This is a genomic window from Chlorogloeopsis sp. ULAP02, assembly GCF_038404745.2.
GTDB lineage: Bacteria > Cyanobacteriota > Cyanobacteriia > Cyanobacteriales > Nostocaceae > Chlorogloeopsis.
The window spans coordinates 415836-427378 of record NZ_JAYKTT020000001.1 but is presented as its reverse complement, the minus strand read 5'-3'; the positions used below and the strand labels follow the sequence as shown (position 1 = coordinate 427378).

10 protein-coding genes are annotated in these 11543 nt (G+C 38.7%); 9 read left to right on the top strand and 1 reads right to left on the bottom strand.

Annotated elements, in window-relative coordinates:
- Positions 1-94: 94 nt before the first annotated feature.
- Together U2718_RS01770 and U2718_RS01765 are read left to right on the top strand one after the other, a co-directional pair.
- Positions 95-571, top strand: a complete 477-nt coding sequence (locus U2718_RS01770; protein ID WP_341999674.1) for a molybdenum cofactor biosynthesis protein MoaE — start codon at positions 95-97, stop codon at positions 569-571.
- A gap of 270 nt (positions 572-841) precedes the next feature.
- Complete coding sequence (locus tag U2718_RS01765) at positions 842-1030, top strand: hypothetical protein (RefSeq protein ID WP_341999672.1); 189 nt, start codon at positions 842-844, stop codon at positions 1028-1030.
- 47 nt (positions 1031-1077) lie between these two features.
- On the opposite strand, the gene U2718_RS01760 is transcribed toward U2718_RS01765, so the two are convergent.
- Complete coding sequence (locus U2718_RS01760; protein WP_341999670.1) at positions 1078-1944, bottom strand: WYL domain-containing protein; 867 nt, start codon at positions 1942-1944, stop codon at positions 1078-1080.
- A gap of 117 nt (positions 1945-2061) precedes the next feature.
- On the opposite strand from U2718_RS01760, the gene cas3 reads away from it, so the two are divergent.
- From cas3 to cas5d, 7 genes are all read left to right on the top strand, one after another.
- Positions 2062-4239, top strand: a complete 2178-nt coding sequence (gene cas3, locus U2718_RS01755; RefSeq protein ID WP_341999668.1) for a type I-D CRISPR-associated helicase Cas3' — start codon at positions 2062-2064, stop codon at positions 4237-4239.
- Between the two features lie 325 nt (positions 4240-4564).
- A complete protein-coding gene (locus tag U2718_RS01750) occupies positions 4565-4762 on the top strand; it encodes a hypothetical protein (protein WP_341999666.1) in 198 nt (65 codons plus the stop codon).
- Positions 4763-5009: 247 nt separating this feature from the next.
- Complete coding sequence (locus tag U2718_RS01745) at positions 5010-5249, top strand: DUF433 domain-containing protein (RefSeq protein WP_341999663.1); 240 nt, start codon at positions 5010-5012, stop codon at positions 5247-5249.
- A complete protein-coding gene (locus U2718_RS01740) occupies positions 5246-6265 on the top strand; it encodes a YhcG family protein (RefSeq protein ID WP_341999661.1) in 1020 nt (339 codons plus the stop codon). The genes U2718_RS01745 and U2718_RS01740 overlap by 4 nt, the downstream gene beginning before the upstream one ends.
- A 106-nt stretch (positions 6266-6371) precedes the next feature.
- Positions 6372-9731 carry a type I-D CRISPR-associated protein Cas10d/Csc3 gene (cas10d, locus tag U2718_RS01735; protein ID WP_341999659.1) on the top strand — a complete coding sequence of 1120 codons (3360 nt, stop codon included), beginning with the start codon at positions 6372-6374 and terminating at the stop codon, positions 9729-9731.
- Positions 9732-9799: 68 nt separating this feature from the next.
- Positions 9800-10810 carry a type I-D CRISPR-associated protein Cas7/Csc2 gene (gene cas7d / locus U2718_RS01730; protein ID WP_341999657.1) on the top strand — a complete coding sequence of 337 codons (1011 nt, stop codon included), beginning with the start codon at positions 9800-9802 and terminating at the stop codon, positions 10808-10810.
- 5 nt (positions 10811-10815) lie between these two features.
- Positions 10816-11523, top strand: a complete 708-nt coding sequence (gene cas5d / locus U2718_RS01725) for a type I-D CRISPR-associated protein Cas5/Csc1 (RefSeq protein WP_341999655.1) — start codon at positions 10816-10818, stop codon at positions 11521-11523.
- Positions 11524-11543: the final 20 nt, after the last annotated feature.

Below are 11543 nucleotides of genomic sequence, written 5' to 3'. Positions count from 1 at the left end.
GAGCTAGTTTGTACAGACTCTTGATTGTATAAATCAAGTCAATACTATTGTGAACTATTGATTAAACTGAGCATTTTCTTCATTTTGATTGCTTATGATAACTACACTTACTTCTATTGTGAAACCCAGAAATGAAGATAGCTTTGCAATTTGCTTTGCTCCATTGTCTATTGAAGAAGTCTATAAATTAGCCGACGATCCAGCAAATGGTGCAGTGGTGCTCATGAGTGGAATGGTTCGCAATCAAACTGATGGTAGATCTGTAGTTGCCCTAGAGTATCAAGCTTACGAACCGATGGCGCTGCGCATATTTTACCAAATTGCTGAGGAAATTCGACAAAAATGGGCAGATGTGAGTCGCGTGGTAATTCACCATCGAATTGGACATTTGCAAATTGGCGAAATCAGTGTTTTAGTAGCGGTAGGTTGTCCCCATCGTTCCGAAGCGTTTGCAGCTTGTCGCTATGCAATTGATACCTTAAAGCACAATGCACCCATATGGAAAAAAGAGCATTGGCAAGATGGTTCTAGTAGTTGGGTAAGTATTGGGGCTTGCGAACAAAACTGCTGAGGCAAAACATTTGTACCCTCGTTACCCATTGCTGCAAGGGATAACCTAGTGAAGGTAGAACGGGGAGAATTGCCGCAAAGATGTAGACACGAGTTTTCGTCGCTGCTACAGTAATTGAATGCGATCAAAAGAAATTGTGTGAGGCTATTCTTAGCACTTACCCTATCACCCAAGCACAGTAGCGAGCCGTAGCGACTTTAGAGCAAGTTAACCGCAAACTCAACCCCGATCCATCTTAATTTTAAAGGAGATGATTTACCAGTCGAGTCAATGTCGTGGGATGAAGCGGTAGAATTTTGTGAAAGACTATCAAACTCAACAGGAAAAGACTACCTGGTCATTCGTGGCTCAACCCTCAGAAAGTCTGCCGTTCAGCTTGTCGCTACTGGTACGCTACCGACAATCCAAACTTTGACATCGGTTTTCGAGTTGTCTGTGTTGCTGCGAGAACTTAAATAATTTTTGACACTATTGCCCTCTTACCTCTACGTTAAGAACGCACGCTCTCAGGAAAAAACCTCCAAATCATAAAGCTGGCAAAGGGTTTTGAGTTTTTCACGGACAAGCGATCGCACCGAATCAGGTGACACTACTGCACAGTCTGGCGTATACTGCATAACTTCGCGGATAAACCAAAAGGTATTCGACACGCCTCTAACTACTCGCCGCACACGTTGTGTTTCTGTTATCCATTCACTTGTCTTGTCTTCTGGTTTAGCTTGGTAAGCAAAAGCTAAGTTACCTAATAAGTGCATTTCTACATCCATTTCATCTAATTGCGATCGCCACTTGCCAGAAATAGGCATCACAGCCGCATCCTGTATCCGATCTAAACGCAAACTCCAATTATGATGGAGTTCTTCCACATCGAAATTTCCTTCTGTCTCTTCACACCAGCAATCAAGGTATTGACGCTTTTCGTGCGGTGATACTTTGGCATAGCGAACCGTAAAATTCCATACACGCCCTGTCGCATCTTGATAGGAAAGCTGAAAAGGTTGCTCTCGTTTGATATAACGATCAATATCCAAACGCCAAGGAGGGGGTGAGTTCTCCAAAAAACGTTCTGTTTCATTTCGCAGTGGTAATGATAATTCGCTGCGTTCCAGAAGCAAGTTTGCAATAACTTGAGCTTGTTCAATTTGTCCAATGTCCGTCAAAGCAGAGATACAACGATGTAATGCTCTTATCCTTGCCTCTGACCAATTATTATTATGACCGAGTATGAGCTGACGACGAGCGATCGCTTCTATCAGCTTGGAGATATTCGGGCGATCACCCCACATCATACCGAATTCAAGAGCGATCGCTTCTAGTTCGGCTTTGTCGCGTTCTGATATCGAGAGTGTAATTGATTGACCTTTTCGACTCATTTTTATACGGACACTTTTATATTGATATATACACTTTTATATTGATATATCTTGTCAACCCCTATTTTGCGTGCCAATATAGTTTTTAACAACTAATTACGGACACTATTTAAGTGTATGTCCGAAAGTTACAAAATTACTCTCAAACCCGTTTATTCTCAAACCGTCCCCGCACCCGACGGGGTGAAATTACCTAAAGATTGGTCACTTTCTTGGCATCAAGCAGCAACATTAAAGGCGTTACGCGATCCAAATATTGATGTAGTGTTCAACACTGCCATGACAGGCGATGGTAAAAGTTTGGCTGCTTATTTAGAAGTTTTTCAAGGTGAATTTTCTGCTATCGGACTTTACCCAACTAATGAACTTGCTCGCGATCAAGAAACGCAGATTAAAGGTTATGTTGAAGAATTCCAGCCTAGAGATAAACCGCGTGTAGTGCGACTAAGTGGGGCTGATTTAGAAATTTATGCAGAAAATGAAGGCTTGAAAAAAAGTGCAGCGATCGCAACTCTCACAAGTCAACGAGAAGCATTATTAACCAACCCTGATATTTTCCATTACTTACATCGCGGTGCTTATATTATTCACGGTGATAGCCCAGATAAATTATGGGGAAGAATTGATAAAGACTTTGACTTATTTATATTTGATGAATTTCATGTTTTTGCGGCTCCCCAGATAGCTAGTGTTATTAATACAATGCTATTAATTCGCTGTACAAATCGCCGCAAGAAATTCTTGTTTCTTTCTGCTACACCTGATAAAAATTTAATTTCTAAATTAGAAACAGCAGGGTTTCGTTGTCGAGAAATCAATCCACAAGAACAAAATAAATATCAGTTTCCTGATACTCCACAACAAGAACAGCAGCTGCGATCGCAGGGATGGCGGCAAGTAGCGCGAGCAATTTCACTAAATTTTATTCCCTTAGAACCTACTTTTAAAGCTTTTGAAACTTGGTTAAAAGAAAATAGTAATCTGATTTTGAGTCAATTTAAGCAATATCCAGGGAGTAAAGGCGCAATTATTCTCAATTCCATTGCAGCAGTCAAGCGACTCACTCCATTTTTTCAAGAAATTTTACAGCCTCATGGCTTAAGAGTAGGAGAAAATACAGGTTTATCTGGTAAAGGTGAAAAAGAGCAAAGCCTTGCTGCTGATTTAGTTATTGGCACTAGTACAATTGATGTTGGTGTTGACTTTAAAATTAATTTTTTGATTTTTGAATCATCAGATGCAGGTAACTTTATCCAACGCTTAGGAAGGTTAGGCAGACATGATGGATATGAAAAAAATGGTCAACAAATCAAATTTGAAAACTTCACAGCTTATGCTCTTGTTCCTAATTTTTTAGTAGAGCGTTTATTTCAGATAGAGTCTCCACCTTTAACAGTTAATTGTATTTGCGATCGCCTGTTTATGCAAAACACGATTAAAGAGCAATATCGCCAAATTAATGATTTTCATGGCTACTATCGCCGTTGGGGTGCAGTGCAGTCGTTTTGGTTGTGTTATCAATTGAGCGATCGCACAATTAAACAACAGTATGCCCAAAGTCGAGAGCAGTTTCAAGCAGCTTGTGAAGAAGTATTTGAGACTAGTTTGAAATCTATAGCCGGACGTATTCAAGCATGGACAAAAGACTGGCAAGCGCTTTCAGGTAAATCAGGAAATCCCATTGCTGAGGATGCTGCTAGTTTTCGGGGTACTACCTCTCTGCAATGTGGTTTATACGATTTAATGGAAGTAAACGAAGCAGACAGGTTTAAAACCTACGATTTACCTGGAATTTTAAGTAATTTAGAAATTGAAATGTGGACAGAAGCGGCGTTTATGCGGACACTGAAAGAAACCGCACAACGCATCGGACAACCCATTGCCAAAGGTAGATTTGCTCACTGTCTAGCATTTATGAAGTTGCGTTCTTACCGCGAGGAACGGCTGAACTGGAAATTTACCTATTCTGGGGATTTACAGGCAATTGCCGATGCTTGGAAGGTTCAGGTTTTAAAGGGTGTAGAAATTTGGCAACCTGAAAACTACTGGATTGGGGAAATTAACAAACGCCTGAAAAAAGAAGGTTTGGTTTGTTATGTGATTCGTCGTCCAGTTGCCCAAGTGCGAATGCGGTTAAGTTTGCCAATGCACTTTCAGATTTATCCAATTAGCGATCGCTACAGCTTTCATGATGCTAACGCACCGTATGCGATCGCTTTTGGTCACTCTGCACTGCTGCTAGATACGCTTGCTTATACGTTTAAAAGCAAAGGAGATGAGATATGGGTTGCGTGAGGTTTCAATCCCTCATAGGGATTTTGGTCAATGCAACGGAGAAAAAGCTTACGGTTTTAAGCACAGACTTATTCGTTTCAATCCCTAATAGGGATTTTAAAGGATTGTTTTTTGTGCGCGTAAGACTCCATATATAAAAGGATTTCATAAGAGGTTGAATAAGTCAACGCTTATAAGGGGTTGAATAAGTCAGATCTTATTTAAATGCTTGACAAGAGCTATCGCATTGAGTAGCGTCAGATTATACAAATCGCTGAAGTCCTTATATAACAAGCGTTTTGGCTGCTATGGTTGTATGTCAAAACTTATAAATTAGGAGAATACTATGCTTGTCAAATCAACAAACCTTGAGAAATTGATTGCAATCCTCAAGGACGGTAATTGGCATTCAAGCGATGAACTAGCAGCAAATGTTAGTTTTCGATTTGGACACACTGTGTTTGAAGCTCGTAAGAAAGGCTTCCTTGTTGAGAAAAGGCAAGTTGCTCACAATCAATTTGAGTATCGTTTGTTAGCAGCATAACCGATTCGATAGGTTATCTGCTGGGGAATTCTCTAGCTAAATTAGAGAATTCCCTTGCAAGAGGGAAGCACCAGCTTGCGGTATTAAGCTCAGGCGTAAGCAGTCTTAATCCCCAACAGCTTGGCTGATGGTTGAGTAAGTCACTTAGAACGCTACATCTTAAAACAGTAAGTTTTAATCAAGCTTCCCTCTTCCCTCCTACTCAGAAGGAGTAGTCAAAAAACTTCAAAATCTTTGGAGGTTAGTTATGAACGAACAACAACTTTTGGAAAGAATCACAGTCAACCCCAAAATATTTGGCGGTAAACCAATTATTCGAGATCGCCGCCTAGCGGTTGAACACGTTTTAGAAATGCTCGCGGCGGGAGACACTATCGAAACCTTGCTAGAGGGCTATCCCTGGTTAGAACGAGAAGATGTACAAGCTTGTTTAGTTTATGCGCGTCAGTTAGTTAGCCATGAGCGAGTTGAACCTTTTCCGTTATGAGTAACCCCATTTCAGATAATTACACAGATTTACTAATGGAAATAAAACAGCGGATTCGTTCAGCCCAGTATGAAGCACTAAAAGCAGTTAATCGGGAACTGATAAACCTCTACTGGGATATTGGACAGATGATTTTTACCCGACAGCAGGAAGTAGGCTGGGGTAAATCGGTAGTTGAACAGTTAGCAAAAGATTTGCAAGCAGAGTTTCCTGGAATTAGTGGATTTTCTGCTCGTAACATTTGGAGAATGCGAGATTTTTACCTGGCTTACTACTCTAAAGAAATTCTGCCACCATTGGTGGCAGAAATTGGATGGACTCACAATATAGTCATTTTAGAGAAGTGCAAAGATGACATAGAACGAGAGTTTTATATCAGAATGACTCGCAAATTTGGTTGGACAAAAAATGTTTTAGTTCACCAAATTGAAAATAAAACTTATGAAAAAACTCTGCTTAATCAGACTAACTTTGACCAGACTGTACCAGCCGAAATTCGTAACCAATTAAAACTAGCTGTTAAAGATGAATATACTTTTGATTTTTTGGAATTAGCAGATGAACATAGTGAACGACAGCTAGAAGAGGCAATTTTAACCAGAGTTGAACCATTTTTACAAGAAATGGGCGGTCTATTTGCGTTTATCAGTAGTCAATATCGATTAGAAATTGATGATGAAGAATATTTTATAGATATTTTATTATATCATCGTCGTTTAAAATGCCTCGTAGCAATAGAACTGAAAATTGGTAAGTTTTTACCTGAATATATCGGCAAGATGCAATTTTATTTAGCTGTTTTAGATGACAAGGTAAAGCTGCCTGATGAAAATCCTTCCATTGGGATTATTCTTTGCAAGTCTAAACAGAGAACTATTGTTGAATATGCCTTGAAGGAATCTAACAAACCAATTGGTGTAGGAACTTATCAAATAGTTTCCGCACTACCTCAAGAACTAGAAAATCAGCTTCCATCTCCAGAGCAAGTTGCTAAATTACTGGAAGGATTTGAATAAAATTCTAAAGTGAGCAAATGAATGTTGACGATTATTCACAAAACTACAGCAATATCCACTTTATGTCAGACAAGTGAATTCCTATTTAATTAATTAAGTGAATAAAATGGCTAAAAAAAGTAAAACTTCAGATGAATATCAACAATTATCAATTTTAGAAACAGGAAATGATTCAAATCCTGAAACAGTAGATGAAGATTGGTTATCGGATGATTTTGGTTTTGATAGTGATAGCGATCGCACTATCGAAGCACAAGGACAATTACTCACACTTAAGCTATTGCGTGAAGCTATTCAGGCACAAAATCCAGGCGATCAAGTCATGGCAGATTTTGCCGAGTATGTTTTACCCAATCTTTTGGGGATAGCGATTGGTGTGACTGCTAAAGGTGGTAAATTCTTTGATGAAATTGACCAAAAACGAGAAGCGGAAGGTAAAACTAAAGTTAGGCGAGATAACGCTGCCGATCAATCACTAAATACACACTTACTTAATGGTTTATTTCCTACAAATTTAATTGAAAAGCGGTTAGAAAATCTAGATACAACTATCCGGCGGGTAATACGAGAACGAGAACGACGCTTAGTAATTGCTGGTTTCATTTTACATGACTTTGAAAAATTTCCTGATGTACCAGAAAATTGCCGCAAGTTACCGTTAGCAGAACATCGCCAAATTATTGATAAAAAAATCAGACAGTTAGGACTTGATAGCTTTATCAATCCAGATAATCCAGAAGATTACAAAGAGTATATCGATGACTTGTTGTGCATGGCTTACAATGCACAACGTCGCTGGGATACTAATTGGAATTTTTCTGAATTTGGGTTAAATCCCGTTCTCAAAGACCGTACAATTCGTAGTTTATCAGATTTAACTTGTTTGGCTGATTCTCTCGCCTCAATTGTTAAACATCCCCAGGATGCAGAAAATCCCAGACTGCAAGAAATTATTCATAATCTTAGTGATGGGCAATTGAAATTTACCTATCATCGCATTGCTGAGAATCGGGGTGTTTTAACTAATGTTGTGAACAATGCTGTAATTCAAGCTTATACTAGCCTCAATACTGATGAGGATACATACTATGAACCTTTACTATATCTGCCAACAGGCGTGATTTACTTAGCTGCACGTAATGCTCCTCCTATCTCAGCAAAAGATTTACCAGACCTTGTAGTTAATAATATTAAATCCCTTTGTGCAGGACAGTTAAAACTAAGGCAAACAGGATTTGGTAGAGATGGTAAAGGCATGAAATATGCCGAATATTACAACTTATTTTTTGATTCTCCAGGCTTAATGCCAGTGGCTTTAGATGCAACATTACGCATTTTAAGTTCTAATAAAGCATCTGTTGCCAAAAGCCGCAGTGAAAATTTAGTCAAGTTTCAAAAACAAGGAGTTTTACCTGCTGAATTTGATTTTAATTTTGCTGATGATATCCGTATTGATCAAATAGCAGAATTTGGTGATTTAGTAAGTCGCAAGATTTGGGATGAAACCGTTAATGGTATTGAAGCAATTCGCAAAAAAGATAAAAAATTACCAGAAATACCTGCTCTTGATTTAACTCATAAGGTAGCTGAATTCTGGAATTTAGCAAAATATCTCCCTCAGATTCGCCACATTCAGCGCATCAATGAAAGCTTGAAAGAAAACAAGTTAAAAGGTAATACTGGCGGAGTACCTTATGAATGGTATTATCTCGCAGCTAAGTATCTCGAAGAACATCCAGGTATTGAAGATGTACGGGAAATTTGCAAGCAAGTTATTGACTTTTTGACAAGTTTAATTTCTCCAATACTAGCACAATATAAATTACCTGATGGATGGGACGATTTAAGACAATGGGTATCAAGAGTTGTCATGTTACCAACTACAAATCAACAACCATCATCTCAAAATCAAACTGATAATTTTCTCAATGAGTTAGGTAACTACAATGCTGCTAAAAAACCAGGAAGGGGCAGACAATTAATTTGTTCAATTTCTCACTCTGCTTACACAGTAACTGAGCAGATGGAATCAGCAGTTTTGTTTACACCGCAAGTTTATACCAACAAACAAATGTTGGGTGGTTCTAATGCCAAGCGCAATATTTCTAGCATTGCAGGTGTAGAAATGATGCTCAGGCAAATTTTGATGAATCAAACTCAAGCAGTAGGTAAAAGATTTGAAGACGGTAAATATCGCTATCTCTACTTTTATCCGACTTATTACTTCACACCAGAAACTAATAAGTTTTTGCAGAAAGCTTACAGTGGAATTGCTCAAACTCGCTTTGATACTAGCGTCCGCAATCATTTCATCACTAAAGACTTACAAGCACATTTAGATAAGGAAAATTATCAAAGTGTGGATACTTTCTTAATAGATGAAAATCTAGATACTGAAAAAGACCGTACATTTAAGCTTTCTTATCCTGAAGACCAGCCTTTAACATTTTACTTCATGGCGCTACCACCAGGGCGAGACAGCACTGATACAGAATCTTGGGTAATGCCTAGCTGGTTAGCGTTTGCTTTTCCGATGATTTTAGATGTTAAAACAGTGGTTTCTGAGTCGCCAATCCCACCATTTAATGATGGTGCGGAGTTTGAAGAAAGTGTTTTTCTTGACAGTGCGCCTCATGCCTTTCGCGCTTTGGTAAGAAGAGACAGGTTTCGTTTAGACTACATCCTTGAAGGTTGGAATGAAAACGGTACTCAATATCCAGCACCCTTAAATGTCTTAACTGCTGCTTACGCCATTCATTTAGATGTGAATGCGCGACAAGGAAAGTCTGGTTACGATACCAACTGGGGAAGATTTACGGAACTAGCAAAGGACTTTGAAACTAGTCCGCTTTACGTCTTTTCTTATCTCAATCGTTGGGTACGTAACCAGGGAGTAGAAACAGCCAGAATTGAAAAAATTCGGCTTTATACCTATCATTTTTATCCTTGTTTTGACCCTTATGCAAAATTTGACCATACCAATGGGGAATTAATTGTGGGAGAAGAATCAAGTCTCAATCATCCGAAGAAATTAACAGAGCTTTATCGCCGCTTTTATAGAGCGAATAAGCGTTATAATCCCAAATCTAATGCAGTTTTGAAACCGATTGATATTGCAGCGGAAACTATACTCAAAGCTGAGTTAAGCGTATTTAATGGAGAAACATTAGTTGCGGCTGTTGCAGCAGAAGTTTTTAAACTCATGGATCGCGTTCATTCTTCTACTGCTGAAGGGCGCTGGGTAATGAGTAAACGGGAGGAAGAACGACAAGCAGTTCTCGATTTTGCACGATATTTTGTAGTGGAGGTATTTGAGAAGTCATTTGCAGGCGATCGCGCTCGTTTGGCAGGGCGTCAACTCAACTTAATTCGAGATACTTGTGAGTTCTTATATCGCCTGGAAGATGACAAAGAAAACGCAGTCAAAGATGACAAATCTACTGAACCAGACAATGATAATGAGTAGATATAAATCCTTGCAGATTTTATTTAGAAACGTCAACAATTAGCAAATTATTCTTTGGAGATTTAACTATGTCATTTCTAAAAACAATTGATTCCAAATTCTTTCAAGCTGAAATTCCCTACAAGCCGATGGGTAAATATGTCCATTTTTTAACCATTCGCATTACCGAATCTTATCCTTTATTTCAGACAGATGGAGAACTTAATAAAGCACGGGTAAGAGCCGGAGTAAAAGACAAAACTACTATTAGCCGCCTGTCAATGTTCAAGCGCAAACAGTCTACACCAGAGCGTTTAGTTGGGCGCGAATTACTACGTAATTATGGTTTAATGACTGCTGAAGAATGCGAATACAATGTAAATTTTGCAATGGATAATCCTGATTGTATTATTTACGGATTTGCTATTGGTGACTCTGGTTCTGAAAAATCAAAAGTAGTAGTAGACACAGCATTTTCAATTACAGCGTTTGATGAGTCTCACGAAACTTTTACTCTCAACGCACCTTTTGAAAATGGTACAATGGCTTCTAAGGGTGAAAACGGTTCTAAACCAGGTGAAGTAACCAGTAGAATTAATCAGCAAGACCACATCAGACCTCAAGTTTTCTTCCCTAGTATTGTCACGTTAAAAGACCCTACTGAAGCTAGTTTTCTTTACGTTTTTAATAATATCTTACGAACTCGCCATTACGGAGCACAAACAACTCGCACAGGTCGTGTTAGAAATGAGTTAATTGGTGTTGTATTTGCAGATGGAGAAATTACAAGTAATCTGCGATGGACTCAAGCAATACACGATCAGATGAAGGCTAATAATACTTTAAATCCACCCGAACCTCTGGATGAAGATGATGTAATTACTGCTGCTAAAAATGCGATTAAGGTATTGATGGCTGATGAATTTATTGTTCATACTGACTTCATTAGTGATGCTTTTACACCTCTGCTAAATGAAGTTAAAAGTCTCACAGGAAGCGAGAAAGAAATTCAGGCTATTTTGCAAAAAGCTGATGCAGAAGCTAAGGCTTATGCCAATAAACATATCAGTAAGAAGAAAACTGCTGCCAAAGCGGGGTAATAGTAATGGCAATTATTTACCGCTGTCAATTAGAACTACATGACAGCCTCTATTACGCAACTCGTGAAATAGGGCGATTGTATGAAACAGAACCAATAATTCACAATTATGCCCTCTGTTATGCACTAGGATTAGTTGATAGTGAAAAATATTCCACAACTGTCTCTGAAGAACATTCCTATCGCTACTTTTGCCCCGAACAAGTGCCAAAATATGAGGAGCATTTAACGCCACTCAATCAACAGGCTATTTACGTTACTCCAGCGCGATCGCTTAATCATTCTGCCATTCTCAATACCTGGAAATATGCCAACAACAACTATCACGTTGAGATGGAGAAAACCCAAAAGAATATTCCTAGCTTTGGCAGAGCAAAAGAAATTGCGCCGGAAAGTCAATTTGAATTTTTTGTGATTGCTCAAAAGCAACTTAAACTACCAAAATGGATTCGCTTGGGAAAATGGATGAGCAAAGCTGAAGTGACGGTTGAACAATTACCATCGCCTAACATCCAAGCAGATGTATTCACTTGTCATCATCCCTTAAATCCTTTGGATGTTATGTTTACCAATCGAGTTATAAGTTACGACGTGGTAAATATGCCTCCAGTCAGCCTCATTCAAAATGTAAAAATGCAAGGAAAATACTACCAATTTGATAGTATTAAAGACTTGAGAATTCCAACGCAAATGGAATATCGTTTTCGCAGTTAATCACTATTAGGCGATCGCTC